The 25,205-nt window shown below is 46.3% G+C and carries 17 protein-coding genes; 3 read left to right on the plus strand and 14 right to left on the minus strand.

Translation table 11 applies throughout. The annotated features are described in order from the left end of the window. Positions 1-41 precede the first annotated feature (41 nt). Together BUR42_RS19990 and BUR42_RS19995 are read right to left on the minus strand one after the other, a co-directional pair. Positions 42-674 (minus strand): uroporphyrinogen-III synthase, encoded by a 633-nt coding sequence (locus BUR42_RS19990; RefSeq protein ID WP_234979766.1) that lies wholly within the window; start codon positions 672-674, stop codon positions 42-44. Between the two features lie 192 nt (positions 675-866). Then, positions 867-1,790 (minus strand): DUF4271 domain-containing protein, encoded by a 924-nt coding sequence (locus BUR42_RS19995; RefSeq protein WP_084185722.1) that lies wholly within the window; start codon positions 1,788-1,790, stop codon positions 867-869. Positions 1,791-1,943: 153 nt separating this feature from the next. On the opposite strand from BUR42_RS19995, the gene hemW reads away from it, so the two are divergent. Next, positions 1,944-3,068 (plus strand): radical SAM family heme chaperone HemW, encoded by a 1,125-nt coding sequence (gene hemW, locus BUR42_RS20000; RefSeq protein ID WP_074241349.1) that lies wholly within the window; start codon positions 1,944-1,946, stop codon positions 3,066-3,068. Here the strand turns inward: hemW and BUR42_RS20005 are convergent. The 12 genes from BUR42_RS20005 to BUR42_RS20060 all read right to left on the minus strand — a co-directional run bounded on the left by BUR42_RS20005 (position 3,065) and on the right by BUR42_RS20060 (position 22,186). Next, complete coding sequence (locus BUR42_RS20005) at positions 3,065-4,084, minus strand: NAD(P)H-dependent glycerol-3-phosphate dehydrogenase (protein ID WP_074241351.1); 1,020 nt, start codon at positions 4,082-4,084, stop codon at positions 3,065-3,067. The two genes, hemW and BUR42_RS20005, sit on opposite strands and share 4 nt — an antisense overlap. A 116-nt stretch (positions 4,085-4,200) precedes the next feature. Further along, entirely contained in the window at positions 4,201-5,568 is a 1,368-nt protein-coding gene (locus BUR42_RS20010; RefSeq protein ID WP_074241353.1) for an efflux RND transporter periplasmic adaptor subunit, read from the minus strand. 31 nt (positions 5,569-5,599) lie between these two features. Then, entirely contained in the window at positions 5,600-7,042 is a 1,443-nt protein-coding gene (locus BUR42_RS20015) for a TolC family protein (protein ID WP_159442312.1), read from the minus strand. A 150-nt stretch (positions 7,043-7,192) separates the two neighbouring features. Continuing rightward, positions 7,193-7,855, minus strand: a complete 663-nt coding sequence (locus tag BUR42_RS20020; RefSeq protein ID WP_074241355.1) for an ABC transporter ATP-binding protein — start codon at positions 7,853-7,855, stop codon at positions 7,193-7,195. A 16-nt stretch (positions 7,856-7,871) separates the two neighbouring features. Further along, the gene (locus tag BUR42_RS20025) at positions 7,872-10,277 is read right to left on the minus strand and encodes an ABC transporter permease (protein WP_074241357.1); all 2,406 of its coding nucleotides are present in this window, start codon (positions 10,275-10,277) and stop codon (positions 7,872-7,874) included. 1 nt (position 10,278) lies between these two features. Then, on the minus strand, positions 10,279-12,639 hold the full coding sequence (locus BUR42_RS20030) for an ABC transporter permease (protein WP_074241359.1): 2,361 nt from the start codon (positions 12,637-12,639) through the stop codon (positions 10,279-10,281). 9 nt (positions 12,640-12,648) lie between these two features. After that, entirely contained in the window at positions 12,649-15,051 is a 2,403-nt protein-coding gene (locus tag BUR42_RS20035) for an ABC transporter permease (RefSeq protein ID WP_074241361.1), read from the minus strand. Continuing rightward, entirely contained in the window at positions 15,048-17,468 is a 2,421-nt protein-coding gene (locus BUR42_RS20040; protein WP_074243109.1) for an ABC transporter permease, read from the minus strand. The genes BUR42_RS20035 and BUR42_RS20040 overlap by 4 nt, the downstream gene beginning before the upstream one ends. Further along, on the minus strand, positions 17,468-19,876 hold the full coding sequence (locus BUR42_RS20045) for an ABC transporter permease (RefSeq protein ID WP_074241363.1): 2,409 nt from the start codon (positions 19,874-19,876) through the stop codon (positions 17,468-17,470). The genes BUR42_RS20040 and BUR42_RS20045 overlap by 1 nt, the downstream gene beginning before the upstream one ends. Positions 19,877-19,975: 99 nt before the next feature. Then, entirely contained in the window at positions 19,976-20,200 is a 225-nt protein-coding gene (locus BUR42_RS20050; RefSeq protein ID WP_074241365.1) for a hypothetical protein, read from the minus strand. A 5-nt stretch (positions 20,201-20,205) separates the two neighbouring features. Next, the gene (locus tag BUR42_RS20055) at positions 20,206-20,895 is read right to left on the minus strand and encodes an ABC transporter ATP-binding protein (RefSeq protein WP_074241368.1); all 690 of its coding nucleotides are present in this window, start codon (positions 20,893-20,895) and stop codon (positions 20,206-20,208) included. Between the two features lie 43 nt (positions 20,896-20,938). After that, positions 20,939-22,186: an efflux RND transporter periplasmic adaptor subunit gene (locus tag BUR42_RS20060; RefSeq protein WP_074243110.1), complete on the minus strand. Its 1,248-nt coding sequence runs from the start codon at positions 22,184-22,186 to the stop codon at positions 20,939-20,941. Between the two features lie 316 nt (positions 22,187-22,502). On the opposite strand from BUR42_RS20060, the gene BUR42_RS20070 reads away from it, so the two are divergent. After that, positions 22,503-23,849, plus strand: a complete 1,347-nt coding sequence (locus BUR42_RS20070) for a sigma-54-dependent transcriptional regulator (RefSeq protein WP_200798342.1) — start codon at positions 22,503-22,505, stop codon at positions 23,847-23,849. Position 23,850: 1 nt separating this feature from the next. Further along, positions 23,851-25,179, plus strand: coding sequence for a sensor histidine kinase (locus BUR42_RS20075; RefSeq protein ID WP_074241371.1), 1,329 nt, complete (start codon positions 23,851-23,853; stop codon positions 25,177-25,179). Positions 25,180-25,205: the final 26 nt, after the last annotated feature.

Consider the following 25,205-nt stretch of genomic DNA (forward strand, 5'->3'; position numbering starts at 1 on the left):
ATTCCTGCGAATGCTCCCCAATTTTTTTATACTGTTGTTCCTTATTTCTTGTTCAATTCTGTGAGGAACTGTTCCAGCGCAGCTACCATTGATGGTGCCTGTGGTGCCGGAGCTCTCACATCCAGCCTGAGACCTGCTTCTTCCACCGCAGCGGAAGTAGAAGGACCAAATGCCCCGATGTGTGTGCCGTTCTGTTTGAATTTCGGCATGTTCTCGAAGAGTGATTTTACGCCGGAAGGGCTAAAGAACACGATCAGATCGTATTCCGTTTGCGCCAGCACTTCTTTGACATCGTTGGAAACGGTCTTGTACAAAGAGGCAGTGGCATACTCGCACTTGCTGGCTTTCAGCCATTCTTCAATGTCTTTCTTCTGACTGTCTGAGCTTGGGAAAAGGAACTTTTCGTTCTCCCTGTGCTTGTTCATCACTTCCAACAGGCTCTTTGTAGAGCCGTCTGCACCATAAAACACTTTGCGTTTGCGGTAGAGGATGAATTTTTGCAGATACAACGCAACTGCTTCTGTAATACAGAAGTACTTGCAATCCTGGGACACCTTCACTTTCAATTCTTCGCATACGCGGAAGAAGTGATCAACAGAGTTTCGGCTCGTGAATATCACCGCCGTATAGGTGATAATATCCACTTTTTGCTTCCGGAAGTCCTTACCTGGCACGCCTTCTACCCGAATAAAAGGATGAAAATCCAACCGAACATTGAATTTCTTAGCTAAGTCGAAATAAGGTGATTTCTCTGTCTCTGGCTTAGGTTGGGAAATTAGGATCGTTAGTTGTTTTACCTGCGAATCTTTTTTTGGCCCGCCTTTTATCATACGTAATTTGCTCTTGTGTTAACAATAGCAGTAATCTTACGGATTACCAGTTAACCAAATCAATAGTACCTTTGTAATTATTAAAACCGGCACTACTTCGAATGCGCAAAGGTAAAGAAAAAAATGCAATTTGCTAAAAGACAGATACTGTCTTACCAGGGAATAAGACCTTACGTACCTGTAAACCACCAGTAATACTATAAAGAATATTGATATATACAGGCTGGCAGTGGCGATGCCGGGATCACAAAAGGCCAGGATCACTAAAAATGGCGCCAACATTATTCCTAATACTTTATTGATCAGGTATAAAATAAACACATAAGCGTCTATTAATTCCTCATTTCCGAAGAGCCAGCCACAAAAACGCAGTACAATATATTTCACTACATAGATGGCGCCTACCAATATTACGAGGCCAGGAATCAACATCCAAGCAATGGCAGCCGTGGTATAATTCAGCCGGTACATCAGCAGGTAGAGGTATACTCCCAGGCTAACCACAAAAAAGGCATTCAGCAAAAAGTTGGGGAAAGGAGACTGTGACAGCTGGTCTTTCAACTGCCGCTGGCTCAGGGTTGGATTCAGGAAAGCCCTGAAGAGGTCTGTAAAATATTTTAGATATGAGGTGCGGATGATCCCTAAAAGCAATAATACACCGCCAACCAGGTAGATCAGCCAATCCTGCTGTTTATTGGCACGAAGCGGGTTAATGTCGTACTGCACGGGCTTTCCCTCTGTATTAAGATAAGGGATCCTTTTTGCAAGACCCTGCATAACGGTATCATAAGCATGTATCTTTGGCGCCGGCACTGCGGGAATGGAGTCTGCCGGAATTACCGCAGCCTTCAACAAAGAATCTGCTTTAACTTTGTTAACGCTGGTTTTGACGGGCTTTTTAGGCGCAACAACGGGAACGGTAGTATCAGCCTGTGCTAACACAAGCAATGAACAATGCATGATCAGGAAAAACAACAACCAGGTTCGCAACGATTTGTTTTTGTTTAGTAAACGCTATGCAATTAACTATTCTTGTTCCAAAAATATCAACAAAACTCACATGTATTTTCGAGGTTTGCAAATAATCTCAGCAATTCTTTCTTAAAACGACTCATGGCTGGTATCTATCTTCATATTCCTTTTTGTAAAAAAGCATGCCACTATTGCAATTTTCATTTTTCCACTTCCCTGCAACACCGCGAAGAGATGGTCCAATGCCTGATCCTGGAAGCCGGCATGCAGAAAGAATACCTGATCGGCCAGACGGTACAGACAATATATTTTGGCGGCGGCACTCCCAGCCTGCTGTCTCCCGGAGATATTTCCGCTTTGCTGGAATCCCTCCGTTCTCATTATTCTATCAGTGAGGATGCTGAAATAACGCTGGAAGCCAATCCGGACGATCTGAGCGCCAGGGCGCTGGAGGGCCTTTATGATGCCGGCATTAACCGTCTCAGTATTGGCATTCAATCTTTTTTTGAGGAAGACCTCCGCTGGATGAACCGTGCCCACAATGCAGAACAGGCTATCAGCTGCCTGGAGCTTGCCAGGGAAACAGGCTTTGACAATATCAGCATCGACCTCATCTATGGCGGCCCTACTTTAACCAATGAGCGCTGGGCAAAAAATGTTTCCAAAGCTGTATCTCTGGGCATTCCCCATTTATCCTGTTATGCCCTTACCGTAGAGCCCGGTACTGCGCTGGACCATTTTATACAGCGGAAAAAGATCCCTGCCATTGATCCGGATAAGGCCGCACAACATTTTGAAATGCTCATGGAATGGCTGGAAGCTGCCGGTTATGAGCATTACGAGATCTCAAACTTTGCCTTACCGGGTAAACGTTCCAAACATAACAGCAGTTACTGGCAGGGTAAACCTTATTTAGGCCTTGGCCCTTCCGCACACTCTTTCAACGGTTATTCCCGCCAGTGGAATGTGGCCAATAATTCATTATACATACAAGGGGTCCGTAAAGATGCCCTGCCATTTGAAAAAGAAATGCTCAGCCCCAAGATGGCGCTGAATGAATACATTATGATCTCCCTCAGAACAGAAGCCGGTTGTAACCTTGATAAGGTAGCCGATCAATATGGGCAGGACAAACAGCGGCAGTTGCTGATTGCCGGGAAAGAATTCATCGATAAAGGATGGATGAAACAGGAAGGCCCGATGTTAAAACTTACCCGGGAAGGGAAGTTTTTTGCCGATGGCATTGCCGCGGCCATGTTCTTTTAGATCAATCCCTTTTCCAGTTCCAGGAAAGCTTCTTCCGTACGCATCTGCTCCCAGAGGATAGCATATACTTTCTGCGCAATGGGCATATAGGCCCCGATCTCTTCATTGATCTCAAAGATGCAACGGCTGGCATAGTATCCTTCGGCAATCATATTGAGTTCCAGCTGTGCTGCCTTTACCGTATAACCTTTGCCGATCATATTGCCGAATGTGCGGTTACGGCTGTGTAAGGAATAACAGGTCACCAGCAGATCTCCCAGGTATGCGCTGGCGTTATAGTTATGTACGGTCACTTCTTTTCCTGCACCGGCCTGGTATTGTTCATATTTCTCCAGGAATTCCTGCATTTCGCGGAAACAGTTGGTGATGAATACGCTCAGGAAATTGTCCCCATATTCCAGCCCATGCGCAATCCCCGCTCCCATCGCATAAATGTTCTTGAGCACGGATGCAAACTGTACGCCCATCACATCTTTATTGACGATGGTTTGCAGGTATTCTGTATTGAACCTGGCAGCCATGGCTTCTGTTTCTGCGGTATTGATGCCGGAGAAGGTAAGATAGGAAAGCTTTTCGCTGGCTACTTCTTCCGCATGGCAGGGACCGGTGATGGTAAAATATTGTTCCAGCGGGAGTTTAAATACATCTGCCAGGTAATCATTGATCAGTTGATTGGTGCCTGGTACCAGTCCTTTAATGGCACAAACTACCGTTTTACCTGTAAATGCGTCAGGGGCTAAGGTTTCCAATACGGTACGAAGGAAGGCAGACGGAACGGCCAGGATGATGATATCGCTGGCTTTCACCACTTCTGCCAGATCGCTGTTCAATTGCAGCAGGCTGGTATCGAAGTATACGGATGTGAGATAGTGTTTGTTATGGTGCCGTAATTGCATGTGGCGGATGGTTTCCTCGTTACGGATCCACCAATGAATGTGCTGGTTGTTGTCTGTCAGTATCTTAGCCAACGCGGTGGCCCAACTGCCGCTTCCAATAATGCCGATATGATTACCCATGCTCAACTTTCCAAATTTCCTGCAATGTAAAAAAAATCAACGGGCTATGGCCCATCAGGGGATATAAAAAAGCAGGCATACCATTTACGGCATGCCTGCTTCCTATATCAATTTGCTTATTTCTTTGTGCCTTCGAAGAGCTGTGCCTTAGGCACCACTTTTACTTTCTTCCCGTTTTCCAGGGTTTTGGAGATAGCCGTGTAAGGTCCGCTGATCACTTCCTCTCCTTCTTTCAGACCGCTCTTGATCTCGATATTGGTATCATCCTGGATCCCGGTGGTCACTTCCACCATTTTAACGGTATTATCTTTCTGCAGTACAAATACCACTTCTTTGAAGTCTTTTTTGCCTTCTCCTGTATTTTCAGAAGGAGGGGCCGGTGCATTCTTATCTGTTTTTTTGCCTTTGGCAGTATCTTCCGGATTACGGGTGGTTACGGCATTGATAGGAATAGATAACACCTGTTTTTCTGTACGCGTCTGAATATCCACGCTGGCACTCATTCCCGGGCGGAATGGGAACCTGCGGTTCTTTCCGTTGGAAATTACTTCAAGGTCTGTATAAGAAGATGGTGCGATACGGATGTGTACAATGTAATTGGTCACCTGCTCGGCAGAAGTAGTGGCAGAAGTGGCTGCACCTTTGCTGGAGCTGGCAATTTGTGTTACCACTCCTTTGAACTTGCGGTTGTTATATGCATCTATTTCAATGATGGCAGAATCGCCGAACTTTACTTTAGGAATATCATTTTCCCCAACATCCACCTGCACTTCCATGGTGCTCATATCTGCGATGCGCAACATTTCCGTACCGGTCATTTGTGCTGTACCTACCACGCGCTCTCCTTTCTTTACAGATAAAAGAGAAACAGATCCTGACATGGGAGACAGGATAGTGGTACGGCCCAGGTTCTTATTCGCTTCTGTGAGATTGGCCTGTGCGCTGGCCACAGCAAACTTGCTGCTGTTGATCCTCTGGGAAGCAGCATTAAAATCTGCCAGCGCTGATTTATAGGTAGCTTCGGCAGTTTCAAATTCTGATTTGGAAATAACTTTTTGCTTCAGCAGTTCCGAGTTACGATCGAAAGCAAATTTTGCCTGGTCCAGCCTGGCTTTGAAAGCATTCAATCCCGCGGTACTATTGGCCAGTTCTGCTTCAGACTGACTAACGGCGGCGGCGGCACGGTCTCTCATAGAACCATAAACATCTGCATAAATGCGCGCGAGTACCTGTCCTTTCTGCACGGAATCTCCTTCCAGCACCAGGAGGTCTGTGATCTCACCTGATACGTCAGAACTCACTTTCACTTCAATTTCAGGATACACTTTTCCACTGGCAGAAACCACTTCAATGATATCTTTTTTGGCAGCCTTATCTGTTGCAACTTTAGTGCCCTCGTCATTGCCGGATCCTTTGACCACGGCGAGGATCACAATAAGGACTACAAGGCCGCCGATTATCCAGTAAAGCAATTTCTTCTTCATATGCGCATTTATTTCTGTGTCCGATCCCCGCCTATAGCGTTATGCGTTGATCGCGATAGAATTCGAGTAATTTAATCTTGAAAATATAGTCGTATAGGGCAGATACTTTGTCAATCTGCGCTTTAAACAGGTTCGTTTGTGTGGTAATATACTCTACGGTGTTCATTAAACCAACATTGAAACGTTTGGTAGCAAAGTCATATGCCTTTTGCGATGCACGTTCAGTGGTAATGGCAGCCTGGTATTTCTGAAAAGCACCTACCGCATTTGCATGCGCTGTGTAAACATCCTGGCGGAGTTTCTGGCGGTTAATGTCTAATGTGAGCTGTCGGTCCTGTACATCGATCTTAGCGCGTTCTACATTACCGCGCGCCCTCCATCCGTTGAAAATGGGAATGCCCAGTGTCAGACCTACATTCTGACCAAAGTTATTACTCAGCTGATCGCCGAAAGGCACTGTCCTTCTGTCCTGTGAAAAGGAGGCTGTCTCTACCAGGGAGGTGGGGTCATTTTTCAGGTACCCGATCGTTTGCGTTCCTGTAGTAATAGGGCCAAAGCCTTCTTTAATGGTATTAGCGTAACTGGTATTGATCCCTGCAGAAAGGCTGAGATTTGGATACATGGCCCCTCTGGCGGAAGCGAGGGACTTGTTGGCTGCTTTTACATACATGGAATCCGCACGGTATTGCGGGTATGTGGCCAAAGCGGCACTGTATACCATTTCAGGAGCTGTTTCCCACAAGTTCAATACAGGTATGCGTTCAATGTTTTCCGGTAATTCTACTACAAAAGGCACGGCAAAATCCAGGTTCAGCAATGCTTTCATCTGTAGCACGTTTACAATGCTGGTGTTTTGAGCAGCTACCAGCGTAGAGCTATCCCTAGCCAGCTGGGCTTCCAGATCTGCCTGGTTGCTTTCCGGAACGGAACCGGCAGCTACCAGTTTCTTGGTATTTTCCAGCTGGGCCATACTGAGGTCCACCTGGGATTTACTGATCTTTACCTGTTCGTTGGCCAGCAGGATCTGCAAAAAGGCATTGGCTACGTTCACGCCCATATCGTTCCGGGCCCTTTCCAGTAAAAAATTACTGGCATATACCTGGTACTTACTGGCAGCTACTGTATTCTGTTTCTGGAACCAGCCGAAGAGGTCTACACCTGTATTGAGGCTTACCCCGCTGCTGAAGTTCGCGGTATTCACATAAGTATTGGATTCAAACGAAATGTTCCGTCCAAAGCGGTATTCACCACTTGCCCCTCCGTTTAAGGTGGGGAGCCTTGCCATCTGGTTCTGCTTTAATGTTAGTTCCGCAAGCCTTTTCTGCAGCACACTTTGCTGAACGGTGAGGTTATGGCTCAACGCATAGTCCAGCGCCCGCTGATACGTCCAGTTATCCTGCGCAGCCACATTGCGAGGGTTGCCAAACAGCAGCAAAGCCAGTATTGATGCGATTGCAAGGGACTTTTTATTCATAGCCTGACAAAAATATATTAATTGATATGATGCCATTCCCCAGTTCTTGATAAATGGCAATTTTTTAGTAGGTGTGGCACAGGGCCACACGAATTTAAGGCAAAACATCATATGATGAGTTTTTAGATAGCGGAAAATGTAAAAGTGTTTTTATTCCACCTTACCGTCCTTGATCCGGATGATCCGGTTTCCGAATTCGGCGTTAGTATCTGAATGGGTAACCTGTACGATGGTAATACCATCCTTTTTATTCAGTTCTGCGAACAGCTCCATGATCACCTTAGCCTGGTCTGAGTGCAGGTTTCCGGTAGGTTCATCTGCAAAGATCACAGCGGGTTCGGCAACAATGGCCCGTGCAATTCCCACCAGCTGCTGCTGGCCGCCGGAAAGCTGATTGGGGAACAGGTCTTTTTTTGCCACCATATTGAACCTGTCTAGTATATCCGCCACGCGGCTTTTGCGTTCGGAGGAGGGCATGTCCTTATATAACAATGGTGTTTCTATGTTTTCGTATACGGTGAGCTCATCTATCAGGTGATAGGCCTGGAATACAAAACCTATGGTACCCCGGTGAAGCTGGGTGCGTTTTTTATCGTTCATCTTATTCACCAGCTCTCCCTGGAACAGGTATTGCCCGTCAGAAGGTTCTTCCAGCAGACCCAGGATATGCAACAATGTAGACTTCCCGGAGCCGGAGGGACCCATGATAGACACAAACTCTCCTTCGTGAATAACCAGGTTCACATCCTTTAAAATTTCATGTTTGCCAAACCCTACCGGGTAGTGCTTTGTAATGTTGCGTAGTTGAATCATGATCGTGTTAAATATTTTATTCTGAACGTAATGCTTTTACAGGATTCATCAGGGCGGCCCTGATGGTTTGAAAACCGACGGTGATGGCTGCTATGCTGATGGCCAGCAGGCCGGCCAGCAGAAACACCCACCAATTGATATCGATACTATAGGCATAGATCCCCAGCCACTTATTCATCACAAACCAGGCGATGGGTGTAGCTATCAGGATGGCCAATATTACTAATTTCAGGAAATCCCGCGAGATCAGCGCAGTAATTGTAACAACGCCGGCGCCCAAAACCTTGCGGATGCCTATTTCTTTATTGCGCTGACCGATGGTGATCAATGCAATGGCAAACAGTCCCATGCAGGAAATGATGATGGTGATCACCGCGCCGCTTATAAAGATCTTTGCCAATACTTTATCCCCGGTATACAACCGGGCCGTATTCTCATCCACAAAGGAACCCAGGAAAGCGCCGGGCGCAGAAGCTTTCCAAGCACTTTCGATCGTTGCCATAGAAGCTTCAAGGTTACCTGGCGCCGTTCTTATAAAAATATAGTCGGAAGGACGTCCTTCATTGTTCAGTGATAATGTAAGCGGTTCTATCTTCCGGTGCAGGGATTGAAAGTGATAATCCTTCATGATCCCTATTACGCTGTAGGCAGGCCCATCTTCTTCAAAACGTACGGTAAACCCTTCTATATCCTTCACACCTAACTGCAGCGCCATCCTTTCATTGATAATGATGCTGTTGGAATCTGCCATCTGTGGACTGAATTCACGGCCCGCCAGCAGCTTTATATCCATGGTTTTAAGATAATCGTACGAAACGAACTGCAGGTTGGTCATCAGCTCCTGGTTCTTATAGGAGAACCCAACAACAGAAGTAGATATGCTGCCATCACGGCCGCGGCCAAAATTGCTCCTGGCTGCGGAAATGCTGAGGATACCGGGTTGCTGTGCCAGTTTTGCTTTCATTCTTTCCAGGACCTGCCCGGCATCTACTTCATTGCTCACCGGAATGCTCACCACTTCATGTGTATTAAAGCCTAATGATTTATTTTTCAGGAAGTTCATCTGCTGCCACGCAATAATGGTACAGCAGATCAGCAAACTGGAAAATACGAACTGGGTAACGATAAGGGAATTGCGGAAGTAATTATTCCTGCCGCTGTTGATCTTTCCTTTTAATACCTGCAGGGTTTTAGCACGTGCCAGCACCAATGCAGGATAACCTCCGGCCAGGATGGAGATCAATAAGAATACTATTGCCATACCGGTTATCACTCCCGGATCTTTCAATATCCCGAAAGAGAGATGATATCGCAGCACGGCATTATAAGTAGGCATAGCGATATAGGCTAAACCAATGCCCAATACCAGGGAAAAGAAGAACAATACCATGGCTTCCCCGCTTAACTGCAGGGCCAGCTGGAATTTGGCAGCGCCCAGCGCCTTACGCATGCCTACTTCTTTTGCCCGTGTAAAAGCCCTGGCCATACTCAGGTTAATGAAGTTGATGCTCGCAATAAAAAGCAGGAATGCTGCAATGAACAACAGCATATACAACATCATCACCCTGCCTGTATTCTTCTGGCCGTTTTCTGTTAAGTGTACCTCTTCCATGGGAATGAACCCAATATGCATATATGCTCCGTACTTATCTGCTTTTGCGCCTGCCTTCTTATATTTATCAACATCCTCCTCGTAGTATTTTTTCGTCAGGGCTATACTTCTCTTTTCCATCTCTTCCCCGGTAACCCCTGGTGTTAATTGGGCGAAGGTATAGAGGTTGGAATGGCCCCATTCGTCTTTGTTACCTGCATAATCAGTTACCCTTTCAAGACGGAGCAGTACATCAAAATTAATACTGGAATTATCCGGTATATCTTTCACTACGGCCGAAATAGTAAAGGCTTGCCAGCCATCACCCTGGTTAATGGACACTGTTTTGCCGACAGGATCTTCTTTCTTAAAGAGCTTCGCAGCCGTTCCTTCTGTGATAATGGCATCATTGAGCCCCAACCGCAGATGGCCGCTAACGGCCGGGAATGTGAACATGCGCAGGAAAGAGCTGTCCACACAATTGATCCCGATGGTCTGTACTTCGCCCGCAGTGGTACGGATACCCGCTGCGTCGTTGGCAACTCTCACGATATTCACCACTCCCGGCATTTCCTCTTTCATTGCGGGAGCTAAGGGAATGGGAGTGGAAAGATGTGTACGTGGCCCTTCTGCACGTGCCTCGCTGTAATAAAGCTGGTACAGGTTCTTTTTATTAAGATGGAAATTATCATACGAGAATTCACTGTAAACCGTGAAGCACAATAACAGTGCTGCTGCGATGGCAACACTCATCCCAATAATATTAACAGCAGAAACCTGTTTTGATTTCCAGATATTGCGCCAGGCTATTTTAAGATAGTTTTTAAGCATCCTATTCTGATCTTAAAGATTTAACGGGATTCATTCTTGCCGTTCTGATAGACTGATAACTTACCGTGAGCATGGCCAGTACAATAGCGATCACCCCTGTTGATACATATACCCACCAGGAAATATCCACGTGATAAGCAAACCTGTTCAACCAGCCATGCATAAAATATCCAGCCAGCGGCATGGCGATCCCTACTGCGATCAACACCAGCCGGATAAAGTCTTTGCTTAATAACGCCAGGATCTGCATTATACTGGCGCCGAGCACTTTCCTGATCCCTATCTCCTTTGTACGCTGCTGCGCCGTGAATGTAGCCAGGCCAAACAAACCAAGACAGGCAATGAAGATCGCTAATGCTGTGAAAGCGGCAGACAATCTTCCTATTACCTGTTCGCTTTTATACATATCTGCAAAAGAGGCGTCCATGTATTTTATTTCGAAAGGGTATTGCGGGTTGAACTGTTTGAATACTTTTTCTATACTGCCGATGGCAGTTTCCACCTGGTCAGGTTTAATACGCACGAGTACGAATTTATTTTTCGCACTACGGTAGCGGATGGACATCGGTGCTACTTTTTTCTCAAGGTGGTTACTGGAAAAATCCCTTGTTACTCCAATGATCGGTAACTGCTGGTCATCTACGGTTAAGAGCTGGCCAACATAAGGTGGTTTTAAAGACATTACCTTCGCGGCTGTTTCATTGATCACAATACCGTTCGTATCTGTTGCAAATTCCGGCGAGAAAGTTCTGCCCTCTACCATTTCCAGCTGCATTGTTTTTTGCAGGTCGTATCCCACCAGCAGGTTATCGAACAGGATATCTTCATTGGGGCTTTTACCTTTCCAGCCTATTCCGGAGAAGTTGCTGCCTACCTGGATGGGCAGCTGATCTGCATCTGAAATGGCTTCCACTCCCGGCAGGCCTGAGAGGGCATTCCTAAATGGTTTCAGGTCATTTACCATTGAGCCTTCGTTATAGAACCAAACCACCTGGTCTTTATTTAATCCAAGATTGCGGTTCTTAATAAAATTTATCTGCTGGTAAATAAGGAAGGCGGCAACGATCAGCACAGTGGACACAACGAACTGGAAAACCACCAGCCCTTTCCGTAACCAGATAGCACTGGACTTCAGCCTTAGCATACCTCCCTTTAAGGTAGTTACCGCATTCAGCGAAGAAAGATAGAACGCAGGATAACTGCCGGCTACAAAACCGGTGAATAAAGCCAGGAACAATAATGCAAGCATATTGTACCATGTGAATAGAGGAACGGACAAGGTAACGCTCACCATCTTTTCAAAAGAAGGCAGCAGTATCCATACCAATAACAGGGAAAGAGCCGTGGCAATGGTTACCAGGGCAAAAGATTCTCCCAGGAACTGTGAGATCAACGCTCCTCTGCCAGCCCCAATGCTCTTGCGTACTCCCACTTCTTTACTGCGCTGAATAGCTCTCGCTGTGGAAAGGTTCATGAAATTAATGCAGGCGATCAACAGAACAAAGATGGCAATAATGATAAAGAGCCTTACGTATTCAATGCGCCCACCATCCAGTTTTCCTTTGTTGAAGCGACCTTCCAGGTATGTATCTTTATAAGGATACAGGAATACTTCCGCCTGGGATTCTTTAGCGTTCCGCTGGATGATCCCTTTTACTTTTGCATTTACTTTACCGATATCCGCTTTAGGGTCAACAAGTACATAGGTACGGGGAGCATTCCCGCCCCATTTTTTCAGCCATGGGTTTTCCTGTACAATCCTTTCCATAGGCAACAGCCATTCAAATTTGAAAGAAGCATTATCCGGCAGGTCCTTCATCACACCTGTTACCATATAATCTTCCTTACTATCCAGCCTTACAATCTTGCCTACTGCTTTGCTCTCTCCAAATAAATTAAGCGCCATTTTTTCCGAGAGTACTATACTGTTAGGGCCAAGCAATGCTTTGCTGGGGTCTCCGTCAATAAACGGAAATGTAAATACCTGGAAAACATCCGTATTGGCATATTGGCCCTTGCTTTTATATCCTTTCTCTCCCACTGCCAATAATTTCTCTGTCATCCAGGAGAAAGCTGCTGCTTTCTGAATACCCGGGATCTCTGCTTTTAACTGATCCGCCATGGGGCCTGGAGTAGCAGTTACCGTCAGGATTTCATTATTGGAATAATACTGATGCGAATACACCTGGTAGATATTGGGCAGCTTTTCATGGAAACGGTTATAGCTCCATTCATTGGCAACCCAGAGCAGGATGAACATACAGCAGGTTAAACCAAATGTTAAGCCTGCAATATTGATTATGCCAAACACCTTATTATTCCAAAGGTTCCTCCACGCTATTTTGATATAATTTGTTAGCATAGAATTATTTTATTCGGATTTAAGAGATCTTACCGGATGAGTAAATGCTGCTTTCAACGATTGGTATCCAATGGTACATAAGGCCACCAATAATGCCAGCAAGCCTGCGCCTGCCAGCCACCACCATTTTATCCCGATGCTGAAGGCAAAACCTGACAGCCATTTATTCATAAAATACCAGGCAAGCGGTATAGCCACCACCATAGCAATGAGGATTAGTTTAACGAAATCGTGTGTGATCAGTTGGAGGATATTTCCAGCTGATGCACCCATAGCTTTACGGATACCTATCTCTTTTGTTCGCTGTGTGATCACCAATACGGCCAGTGCAAACAATCCAAGGCAGGACAATATAACTGCTGCCGTTGCAGCATAGATGAAAATCCGGGTCAATTGTTCTTCTCTTGCATACTGGCGGTTCACATTCTCATCCACAAAGCTGCCTTTAAATGCAGAATGCGGAGCAATACTGGCCCATGCGGCACTCAGCTTGTCCATCATTTCCGGCAGATTATCCGGACGTACTTTTACGAACAGGTGGCTGATGGGAATATTCATATGCATCACAAGCGCCAGCGGTTGTATAGGATGATGCAGCGATTCATAGTTAAAGTTTTTCACCACACCGATGATAGCAGAGGGTGGCTGTATACTGTCATACCTGATCTTTACGCCAATGGCACTTTCTTCTCCCAGCCACTTGGCCATTTCTTCATTGATCACAAGGCCCGTGCTATCTGTTCCTGAAAAATCACGCCCTTCTAATAACTGAAGGCCCATTGTTTTTACAAAATCATATCCAACGGTCAACCACCGCACATGCATGCTCCTGTTCTTATGGTTGAGTGCTATCATCAGGCCAAAGGATTGGCCATCCATACCCAGCCCCATATCTTTAGACAGTCCCGTAACACTCAGTACGGAAGGGTTCCCGGCCATCTTTTGCCGCAATAGTTCCAATGCATCTTTCCCATTCACTTCTGTACCTACAGGTATACTGATCACCTGCGCGCTGTTGTATCCTACCGGATGGTTGCGCAGATAATGTAACTGCTGCCAGGTGATCCATGTACAGGAGATCAATAATATAGCAATGGCAAACTGGGATATGATAAGGCTTCCACGCATGGAGCCGGACGTTTTCAGTTTTAGACGGCCTTTCAGAGTGTTTACCGCATCCAGGCGGCTCATCTTCAATGCCGGATATCCTCCTGCGATGATGGTAACAAGGAGGAAGCCCCCCAGTATATATGTTATTGTTAACGGTTTAAATAATATACCGGTGGTTACACTGCTGCCGAATAACGCTCTGTAATGTGGCAGCAGGAAATAACACAGCGGTATAGTGATCAGCAAGGCCAGCAGGCAGATCAATACCGCTTCTGCCCAGAACTGCATCACCACCTGGCCGGGCTTTGCTCCGAGGGTTTTTCTCAGCCCCACTTCGCGGGTGCGGGTAAAAGATTTCCCTATAGAGAGGTTAATAAAATTGATACAAGCCACCAGGAGAACGAACCCCGCTACGATCAGCAACATATTGAGATAAGTATGGCTTACCGCATTCTTCCAGCCATAGATGCTGGTATCTGTATGCAGGTTGGAAAAGGGTTGCAGCAGCATTTCCATATACTGCCCCCTGGAGGAAGGCGCTGCTCCCTCTCGTTGCAGGTTTTTTACAATGTACTCAAACTGCGTATTGATAAAAGGTTGCAAACCTGCCTCGAATTGCTGCCGGTCTGTTCCCGGGGCCAGTTGAATAAAAAGGTGGTGATTGTGATCATGCCAGTTATTCACCTGATCAGGGTAGTTCTCATTGTTTTCAAATAAGGTGGCTACGTTGTAATCAAAACTGGAGTTTGCGGGTACATTCCCTGTTACCCCGCTTACTGTGTATAAATGCCAGGAGCCGCCGGACTGCATTTTCACCTGTTTGCCAACAGGCATCTCTTCTCCAAACATGGTCTTGGCCGTTTCCTCGTCCAGCACAATGTTTTCCCGTTCGCTTAGCACTCCACCCTGTACCAGCGGAAAGCTGAACATCCTGAAGAAATCCCCATCCACGTAGGCGATCTTCCTTATTAAATGTTTGCCATTATATACCAGCTCACATTCCCGGTTATAATACCTGCTACCTTGCTTCACAGCCGGGAAGCGTTCTTTTAAGGCCCTCAGCATGGGTTCCACCATATAAGGGGTTGGCTTTCGGCCCTCCGGCCGTTGCATAACAAAATAAGGATGATAAATATCTTTCCTGTTTTCATGGAACTGATCATAAGACAACTCATGATATACTCCCATCACCAGCAGCACGCAGATTGTAAACGCTACAGTGAGTCCCAGTAAATTAATTACAGAAACCGCTTTGTGCTTTAGCAGGTTGCGCCATGCGATGATGAAATAGTTCCTGATCATTCCGAACGTAATGATTTAACAGGGTTAGTAAATGCCGCTTTGAGCGATTGATAGCCGATCGTAAATAATGCCACCAGTAATGCCACCAGGCCTGCACACAGGAGCCACCACCATTTAATATCTATACTGAAAGCAAAACCTTCCAGCCATTTGTTCATGGAATAATAAGCGAGTGGTGTAGCGATCACCATGGCAATGAATATCAATTTTACAAAGTCGCGCGTGATGAGTTGTACGATGCTTCCTGCGGAAGCTCCAAGCGCTTTGCGGATGCCAATTTCTTTCGTTCTTTGCATAATGGCCAGGATGGCAAGTGCAAATAATCCAAGACAGGATAATACAATGGCCACAATAGCGGCGTATACGAAAATGCGGGTGAAACGTTCTTCACGGGCATACTGCCTGTCAATATTTTCATCAAGGAAACTGCCCTGAAACTCTGAACGGGGAGAGATCTCAGCCCATGCGCTCCTGAGTTTCCCCATCATCGCCGGCAGTCTATCCGGGCGGACCTTTACCAATAATACATTAATAGGCATCGGCCGGTGCATCACAAGACCCAGCGGCTCCACTTTTGTGTGCAGGGACTGGAAGTTAAAATCCTTTACCACACCTATCACCGTCATGGGTGCCTGTGCAGTGTCATATACCAGTTTTACACCAATCGGATCTTTTTCTCCCAGCTGCCTTACCATCTGTTCATTGATCACAATGGAGTTGCTGTCTGTAGAAAATGTTTCAGAGAAATCGCGGCCGCTCAATAATGTGAGGTCCATTGTTTTCACAAAATCAAATCCCACATTCAGCCAGGCCATATTCACGGCTTTTTCTTTATAGTCAAAACCTGTGCCCCAGCTATAGGAACCGCCGTCAAGCCCTACACCCAGGTTAGTGGAAAGGCCTGTAACGCTGAGTACGGAAGGCTCCTGGGCCAGTTTTTGCTTTAATAACCTTAACGCATCTCTTCCACTCACTTCCGTTCCTACAGGTATGCTTACTATCTGGTTGCTGTTATAGCCCAATGGCCGGTTGCGGAGGTAGTTCAATTGCTGCCAGGTTACCAGCGTGCAGGAGATCAGCAGGATGGCAATGGCGAACTGGGAAATGATCAGTCCATTGCGCAGTGCTCCGGATGTTTTTAAACGCAGTTTGCCTTTCAGGATCTTCACGGCATCCATGCGCGTCATGATCCATGCCGGATAACCACCTGCTGCCAAAGTGATCAGCAGGAAACAGGCGAATATACAGGCAATCGTTGCAGGGCGGAACAACACATCGATGGTTAAGCTACTGTCGAAGATCAATTTATAATGGGGAAGGAGGAAATAGAATAAGGGTACGCTGATGACCAGTGCTATCAGGCAGATCAGGGCAGCTTCGCCCCAGAACTGCATAGCTACCTGGCGGGGCATAGCTCCGAGGGTTTTTCTCAAACCCACTTCGCGGGAACGGGTGAAAGACCTGCCCACCGAAAGATTGATGAAATTGAAACAGGCAATCAGCATTACAAAACAAGCCACAGCGAGCAGCATATTAAGATATGTGCGACTGATCACAGTACCCACTCCCCGCATGCTGGTATCTGTATGCATGCCCAGGAAAGGTTGCAGGAGCAGCTCCACATACTGCCCCCTGGCATTTGGCTGCGCCCCATCCCGTTTCAGATCATTGATATTGGATTCGTATTGCTTATTAATGAAAGTATGCAAACCCGCTTCAAATTTCCGGGGATCAGTGCCGGGTACCAGTTGAATGAACAGATCATGATTCGTAGATTCCCATTCATTCACAGTGTTCGGATAATTATCTTCATTCTCAAACCGGGTGGCTGTCTGGTAAGCAAAACTGGAATTATCGGGTGCTTTTTTTCCCACACCGGTAACTGTGTATGCACGCCAGGTACCGGTAGACTGCATCCGTACTATTTTCCCGATGGGATCTTCGTTTCCGAAAATGGCGGTAGCCACCTCTTCATTCAATACAATATTGTTCTTGTTATCCAGCACTTTTGCAGCATTACCCTTGATCAGGGGAAATGTGAACATGGAGAAAAAATCAGCATCCACATAAGTAACCTGTTTCATATAATGCTTACCGTTATACTCGATCTCTCCTCCCCTTCTGATATAGCGGCTGCCATATTTAACAGCAGAGAACTGGTCCTTTAATGCTTTGAGCATGGGTTCCGGCATAGTAGGCTGAAACTGTTCCCCTTCCGGGGTTTGCTGGGCAAAATAAGTACGGTAGATATCTTTCCCGTTTACATGGTATTTATTATAAGAGAACTCATAATATACACTGATCACCAGCAGGAGGCATATCGTAAATGCCACCGTCAACCCAAGTAAGTTGATCAGGGTATTTATTTTATGCTTCAGCAGATTGCGGAAAGCTATTTTAAGGTAGTTACGTAACATCATTCAGATTTTAATGATTTAACCGGATTCAGCAGTGCTGCTTTAACAGATTGAAAACTGATGGTGACCAGCGCAATAATAAGCGCACCGGCGCCAGCTGCCGCAAACGCCCACCATGGCATGGGTACATGGAATGCAAACTCCTGCAGCCATTTATCCATGCCATACCAGGCAATCGGAGAAGCAATGAGTATAGCGATAAATACGAGTTGAATAAAGTCTTTAGAAAGTAAGGCCGTGATGCTGGTGATGGAGGCGCCCAGCACTTTTCGGATGCCGATCTCTTTTGTACGCTGGCGCGCAACGAGCATGGCCAGTCCAAATAAACCCATGCAGGCTATCACAATAGCAAGGCCGGCATAAGCGCCAAAGAGACTGCCATCCCTTTGCTCCTGTTTATATTCACCTGCCAGGCTGTTTTCCACGAATGAGTAATTGAATGGAAAAGCCGGCATCATTTTATTCCACAAAGTTTCAATGCCGGCCAGCTGTGCCTGCCTGTCCCCCGATTCCAACCGCACAGTAAGTACTCTCGCATAACCCGGCCGGATCATTGCCAGCATAGGGCCAACCGGTAATCTTAGCGATTCAAAATTGAAATCTTCTACCACGCCTATCACCGTACCTTTCCTTGGTTCATTTGAGCCCCGCCATTCCAAACGGCTGCCTATTGGTTTAGTTAATCCGAATTTTTTAACCGCGGATTTATTGATCACAAAAGCATCCAGTGAATCAGTAGGAAAACGGGTATCAAAATCACGACCCTCTGCCATCTTAATACCCAGGTTGGTGAAATAAGAAAAGTCCGCGTACACAATGTAAGCTACCTTGCTATCCTCTTCCAGGGAGCCTTCTATTCCAACAGGGTTTGCATTGTTCGGGCCATCTCCCACTGCAGCACTGGTATAAGAGGTGTTCTTTACAAAAGGTAACTTTTCAACCTCGGCTTTAAACGTTTCACGGCTGTTTGCCTGTTTGTCGTTATTAAGATAAAAATTCACCAATCCTGTTTTATCATATCCCAGGTCCTTCTGCTGAAGGTACCTGAGCTGCAGGTAGATCACTACGGTTGAAATGATGAGTGCAATGGCGATAGTGAATTGTGATACTACCAGTGCTTTCCTGAACAGGGATTTTGTGCCGGCACTTTTAAGCCCTCCTTTCAGAATACGTACAGGTAAAAATCCGGAAAGGTATAAGGCCGGGTAACTGCCTGCCAGCAGGCCAACTACCATGGAAAGCAGCAGTAAAGTACTGAACAGCGAAATATTTTGCAGGGAGAACAAAGACAGGGTTTTGTCTGTCGCGTAATTAAAACCGGGTAACATGATCTGCGCCAGCAGCAGGGCGAACAGGAAAGACAGCATGCTCACCAATATGGATTCCACCAGGAATTGTATGATCAATGCTTTTCTTTCTGCCCCCATTACTTTTCGCAATCCTACTTCCATGGCCCTTTCATGTGCACGGGCCGTTACAAGGTTCATAAAGTTGATGCAGGCGATCAGGATGATAAATAATCCTATGGCGCCGTAGAGATATAACTTAGGTGTTTTATCCAGCGCCGCATTATCCCCATTAGGCCGCATATGTATATTGGCAAGTGGTTGCAGTTCATAACTGAATGTTTCTCCCAGCCGTTTAGCAATTTCGCCAATATGTTTTGTCACAAATACTTTCAGTTCTCCATCCATCATGGCAGGTGTTATGCCCGGATCCAGGAGAACAAAAGTATAGTTATCGGAGAAGCCGTACCAGCTTCCCTCTGGTTTCCCACCTGCTTTTATCACGTTCTGCCGCCATGTTTCCATAGAAAGCAGTACGTCGAACTTTATATCAGAATTAGAAGGAACATCTTTAACCACGCCGGTGATCTGGCAGTCAAAAGCATCCTGGAAACGGATGGATTTCCCTACAGGATCTTCGTTCCCGAAATATTTTTTTGCTGCAGATTCAGTTAACACACCGGTATAGGGTTCTTTTAATGCGGTGGCAGGGTTACCAGATACCATCGGGAAGGAGAACATTTTCAGGAAGCCCGCATCGGCGTAAGAGATCTGGTCTTGCTTAAACTTATCGGCGCCTTTTGAAATGATCACATTGTATGTGGTGTAGAACCTTACCGCATCTTTGACCCGGGAAGACTCTTCCCGCAGGGCGGGTCCTGCACCAAACTGGGAGACGCCCATGCGATCTGCCTGCCCATCCTTATGCTGCGCCACACTATTGAGGCGATAGATATTCTCGCTGTTTACATGAAAACGGTTATAGCTTAATTCATCTCTGATGAAAAGCACGATCAGGATACAGCAGGCCATTCCGATAGCAAGGCCTGCAACATTGATAACAGTAATGCCTTTATTACGCAGCAGGTGGCGAATGGCTACTTTAATGTAATTCCTGATCATAAAAAACTGGCGAGGTTTAGAGGATTAAAAAAAAGACAACCGCCTGCCTGCCACAAATAGCCGGAGGCGGCGCCTTAACTAACTAACAAACAGATTAAGTTAAACGGTTCCACTTTGCGCTGAAGTATTCAAAGTTCTTTTTCTGTACGAGTTGATAACATAAAGACCGCCAATCATCACCACTAACAGTGGAACGGCCATATAAGGAAGTAATTCAAACAAGTCGAAACCTGATTGCTGCATACTTTTTCCCTCCGGGTGATTGCCGGCAAGTAATTGTACATCCAGCAAACGGTTCACAAGACAAGAGAATGACTTTTCCATAAGATCTATACGTGAAATTGTTCTTTAATGTTTTCTGTTACCACTTTACCATCGAAGAGGTTTACAATACGGTGTGCGAACCCTGCATCGTAGGGAGAGTGCGTTACCATGATCAGCGTGGTACCTGCATCGTTCAGTTCCTGGAGTAATTTCATTACTTCTTCCCCGTTGGTGGAATCCAGGTTACCGGTAGGCTCATCCGCAAGGATCAGTTTTGGCTTGGCCACTACAGCACGGGCAATAGCCACACGTTGTTGCTGACCGCCGGAAAGCTGTTGCGGGAAGTGATTGCGGCGGTGCATGATATTCATACGCTCCAGCACTTCTTCCACTCTTTTCTTCCTTTCGCTGGAAGGTACCTTGAGGTACAGCAGTGGGAGCTCCACATTTTCAAAAACGGTCAGTTCATCTATGAGGTTAAAACTCTGGAATACAAAACCGATGTGGCCTTTGCGTAACTGCGCGCGCTGGCGCTCACTCATACGGGCTACCTCTTTATCCCAGAAATGATATTCCCCATCTGAAGGATTATCCAACAGGCCCAGGATATTCAGCAGTGTTGATTTTCCACAACCGGAAGGCCCCATGATCGCAACAAATTCACCGTCCTGTACATCCATATAAATACCATTCAATGCAGTGGTTTCTACTTCCTCAGTGGTAAAGAGTTTTTGTAAATTGACTGTTCTGATCATTGTTGTTGTTTGTTAGTGATTTGATTGTATTTGGCTTAACAAATTAAAACTCCAGTACTTCCTTGTTCCCGAAATTTTCATAAGATGAGGTGATCACCTGCTCTCCGGGTTGAAGCCCTTCCAGTACTTCAAAGTAAACAGGATTTTTTCTACCGAGGGTAATGTTGCGTTTCACGGCGCGCGTGCCGCTCTTCTCTACAACATATACCCAGTTTCCTCCTGTGTCAGAAAAGAAACCACCCACGGGCAATAAAATAGCTTCAGACGACTTTCCCAATTCGAGGCGGATAGGAGAGGATTGCCCGCGACGGATCCCTTCCGGCGCATTTGTTGAAAAATTCATGTCTACTTCAAAACGGCTGTTCTTTACTTCAGGGTATACTTTAGTGATCGTCATTTCATTTTTCTTCCCATTGAATTCGAATTCTGCTTTAAGCCCTGCGAATACCCTGGAGATATAATGTTCATCGATCTCAGCTCTCATTTTAAATCCATCCAGGTCATCTATCTGGCCAATGTTCTGGCCGGCCTGGATGCTGGTACCTACTTCCACGTTGATGGAAGAAAGCTGCCCGTCCACCGGGGCCCTTACCACCAGGTTGCTCAGGTTTTCCTTCATCAGCTGAAGGTTACGCTGTGTTCTGGCAATGGTACCTTCCAACTGGATGATCTGGGTTTTGGAGTTATCTATCTGGTAGTCCTGGGACTTTACTTCTATTTCCCGCTGACGTACCAGCTTTTCATAGTCCCTTTTGGTTTTCAGGTATTCCTGTTCTGCCACCACTTTATCCTTGAACAGTTTGTTGTTTCGTTCGTAGATATCTTTGGCCTGATCTACCTGGTAATCCAGGTCACTCAGTGTTTTTTCGAGGGCAAACCTGTCCTGCCTTAAACGCAGGCGGGTATTTTGCAGTTCATTGATGAGGCGGTACATTTCTGTTTCCCGGTTCACGAAGTCCATCATCAGGCGTTGGTTTTCCAGGCGCAGGATGGAATCCCCGCGTTTTACCATACTACCTCCTTCCAGGAATTTATATGCTACATACCCTCCTTCGATGGCATCCAGGCGGATGGTCTTAAGGGGATGCACAACTGCCGTAACTACTATGTATTCATCATAGGTACCTTTGCTGACCTTGGAAATAGTGATCTTATCTTTTTCAACATTCAGTTTGCTTCTTTTATCCGCAAAAATGAAGCTCCACAAAATAAGCAGCACTACCGCACTTCCGCCTCCGATAAGGAAGATGCGTTGTTTGTTCCAGAATTTCTTTTTTAGTTGTCTATCCATGATCGTAATTGCTGCCATAGAATATTCAATCCATGTGCCAAGCAGGGCCAAATGCCCGGATTAGCCACCATGGCCGTTATGCATATCCTGGCAAAGGTACGGCTTGTTCCAAAGCGGACAGCCCGTGTCCGTTATCGGACATTCCCCTGAACATCCGGCCTGTCCTGAAAATAACCTTTCACAGCAATAAATCTTTGTTTAATATTGCTCAGGGGCCGTTTTCCCTGTGACGGCCCTTCTCAAATGCCTGTTCACAAAGCCGAACGGAATGTCATTTGCAGTAGATGGTTTACACAAGGAATTTAATATCATGCTAATGAGTACCCAGCAAGGAAAAATTTTGATCGTTGATGATGATGTGGATGTTCTTAGGGCAGCACGCCTGTTATTAAAGCGCCATTTTGCGCAGGTGGATTTTGAAAAGAATCCCCAAAAGATCCCCTACCTGGTTAGCAATTTTGAATATGACGTGATCCTGCTGGACATGAACTTCACCCGCGACCTGAGTAGTGGCAAGGAAGGGTTTGAATGGCTGGATAAGATCCTGGACATCAACCCCAAAGCCACGGTGGTATTGTTCACCGCCTATGGAGATGTGGAAATGGCAGTCAGGGCCATCAAGGCCGGGGCGGTGGATTTTGTACTCAAACCCTGGGAAAACGACAAACTGCTGGCCACCATCCAAACGGCTGTGGAAACCCACCAGGCCAAACAGGAGAAAAAGACCGGCGGCGCCACTTTACATACAGATAATGTACTGATCGGGGACAGCCCTGCCATGCAGGAAGTGCTGGAAACTGTTTCCCGCGTTGCCGGAACAGATGCCAACATCCTGATCCTGGGAGAAAATGGTACGGGAAAAGATCTCCTGGCCAAACATATCCATGCCCTCAGCCAAAGAAAGGATAAACGCTTTGTGAGTGTGGACCTGGGCGCATTGAGCGAATCCCTCTTTGAAAGTGAGCTGTTCGGCCATGTGAAAGGAGCTTTTACAGATGCCCGGGATGATCGTAACGGAAGATTTGAAGAAGCAAACGGCGGCACCATTTTCCTGGATGAGATAGGGAACATCTCTCTTCCTTTCCAGGCAAAACTATTAACGGTATTGCAGAACAGGGCCGTTACACGCGTAGGCTCCAATAAAGCCCTGAATGTAGATGTACGGCTCGTTTGCGCCACCAACCGGAATATCCAGCAAATGGCCGCGCAGAACCAGTTCCGCCAGGATCTGCTGTACCGGGTAAATACCATCGAAGTGCATCTTCCCCCACTTCGTGAAAGAAGGGAAGATATTGTTCCGCTGGCCGAATATTTCCTCGGCCTTTACCGGAAAAAATATAACAGGCCCGTGGCATTCCTGCACGAATCTCTCATTACGCAACTGGAGCAATACGACTGGCCGGGCAATATCCGGGAACTGCAGCATGCCATTGAAAGGGCCGTGATCCTTTGCCAGGGCAAAACACTGATGCCCAAGGATGTGTTTGTAAAAGCAAATGCAGCACCGGAGCAACTGGATACTGGTTTTAACCTGGAGGACATGGAACGGAATATGATCTCGCAGGCTTTGAAAAAATGCAATGGCAATATCACGGATGCTGCCAAAGAATTAGGGCTAAGCCGCGCCGCCTTGTACAGAAGGATGGAAAAATACAATCTCTGACATGAACCGGTTCAGCCTTTATATCCTTTTGCGCATCCTTCTGATGATCACTACGATCATGGCAGGCTGCTGGCTTTGGTGGAATAATTATCAGCTGGTAGTGATCCTTGTGGTCCCGCTGTTGCTGACGCAGGTCTTTGGCCTGTATTATTACCTGAACAGGGTGAACCGTAAGCTCACTTTGTTCCTGGAGGCTATCCGTTATGAAGATTTTTCTATCCGTTTCAGCGGGGATAATAAACTGGGCAAAAGCTTCAGCGCCCTGAACCACCAGTTCAATGAAGTACTGGAAGCTTTCCGCCAGACCCGCGCAGAGCGGGAAGCCAACCTGAAATACATTGATACCATCATTCAGCATATCAGCATCGGCGTATTATCTTTTGATACAGATGGCAAGATAGAACTGATCAACCCTGCAGCTTTCCGCCTCATGGGCATTTACCGGCTCAGGTACCTGGATGAATTAAAGACCGCACATCCTGATCTTTCCGAACTATTAATGCAATTACCTGCCGGACAAAAATCACTGTATGCCACGCAGAATGGCCAGCAGCTTTCTATTCATGCGGCTACCGTAAGGTTGCAGGGCAGGCTGGTAAAACTTATTTCCCTGCAGAACATTCATGCGGAACTGCAACAGAAAGAGCTGGAAGCATGGCAGAACCTCACCAAGATCCTGCGCCATGAGATCATGAATTCTGTGACGCCTATTGTGAGCCTTATTGGTACTATGCAGGATATTGTGAAGTACGATATGGGGGAAGATAATACGGAAGCAGTAGGAGATCTGAAAGAAGCCCTGGAAACCATTGAGAGCCGTAGTAAAGGGATCATGGACTTTGTGAATGCCTATCGTGATTATACCACTTTACCCAAACCACAATTCACCAATGTTAACCTGAAACAGCTCGTGAACGCTGTGAGCAATCTGCTGCTACCTGAAATGAAAGCAGCGGGCATCATTTACCGCACACACGTTTCACCGGATAACATTGAGATCCATGCAGATGAAACCCAGCTGCAAATGGTACTGATCAATCTCATCAAAAATGCGATGGATGCGCTGGAACACACCGCCAAACCATGGATCACGGTAAAAGGAACTTTAGGAAATGCACAGCAGATCGTTCTTGAAATAGCGGACAATGGCCCGGGTATAGAACCGGAAGCTATGGAAAGGATCTTCATTCCCTTCTTTACCACCAAAAAGAAGGGCTCCGGTATTGGTCTGAGCCTTTCACAACAAATCATTCAAATGCACGGCGGCCAGTTAAAAGTAGTAAGCCCTCCTGCAAAGGGTACAACTTTTTTCGTATTGTTAAATACTTAAAATGTAAGTAAGTTGCTGAATATATT

This window comes from Chitinophaga niabensis, assembly GCF_900129465.1.
Classification (GTDB): domain Bacteria; phylum Bacteroidota; class Bacteroidia; order Chitinophagales; family Chitinophagaceae; genus Chitinophaga; species Chitinophaga niabensis.

Coding starts and splice junctions, on each gene's coding strand:
- BUR42_RS20075 (WP_074241371.1), top strand. CDS start 23,851: ATGAACCGGTTCAGCCTTTATATCCTTTTGCGCATCCTTCTGATGATC.
- BUR42_RS20025 (WP_074241357.1), bottom strand. CDS start 10,277: ATGCTTAAAAACTATCTTAAAATAGCCTGGCGCAATATCTGGAAATCA.
- BUR42_RS19995 (WP_084185722.1), bottom strand. CDS start 1,790: ATGCATTGTTCATTGCTTGTGTTAGCACAGGCTGATACTACCGTTCCC.
- BUR42_RS20020 (WP_074241355.1), bottom strand. CDS start 7,855: ATGATTCAACTACGCAACATTACAAAGCACTACCCGGTAGGGTTTGGC.
- BUR42_RS20030 (WP_074241359.1), bottom strand. CDS start 12,639: ATGCTAACAAATTATATCAAAATAGCGTGGAGGAACCTTTGGAATAAT.
- BUR42_RS20050 (WP_074241365.1), bottom strand. CDS start 20,200: ATGGAAAAGTCATTCTCTTGTCTTGTGAACCGTTTGCTGGATGTACAA.
- hemW (WP_074241349.1), top strand. CDS start 1,944: ATGGCTGGTATCTATCTTCATATTCCTTTTTGTAAAAAAGCATGCCAC.
- BUR42_RS20010 (WP_074241353.1), bottom strand. CDS start 5,568: ATGAAGAAGAAATTGCTTTACTGGATAATCGGCGGCCTTGTAGTCCTT.
- BUR42_RS20060 (WP_074243110.1), bottom strand. CDS start 22,186: ATGGATAGACAACTAAAAAAGAAATTCTGGAACAAACAACGCATCTTC.
- BUR42_RS20040 (WP_074243109.1), bottom strand. CDS start 17,468: ATGTTACGTAACTACCTTAAAATAGCTTTCCGCAATCTGCTGAAGCAT.
- BUR42_RS20045 (WP_074241363.1), bottom strand. CDS start 19,876: ATGATCAGGAATTACATTAAAGTAGCCATTCGCCACCTGCTGCGTAAT.
- BUR42_RS20015 (WP_159442312.1), bottom strand. CDS start 7,042: ATGAATAAAAAGTCCCTTGCAATCGCATCAATACTGGCTTTGCTGCTG.
- BUR42_RS20005 (WP_074241351.1), bottom strand. CDS start 4,084: ATGGGTAATCATATCGGCATTATTGGAAGCGGCAGTTGGGCCACCGCG.
- BUR42_RS20035 (WP_074241361.1), bottom strand. CDS start 15,051: ATGATCAGGAACTATTTCATCATCGCATGGCGCAACCTGCTAAAGCAC.
- BUR42_RS20055 (WP_074241368.1), bottom strand. CDS start 20,895: ATGATCAGAACAGTCAATTTACAAAAACTCTTTACCACTGAGGAAGTA.
- BUR42_RS20070 (WP_200798342.1), top strand. CDS start 22,503: ATGAGTACCCAGCAAGGAAAAATTTTGATCGTTGATGATGATGTGGAT.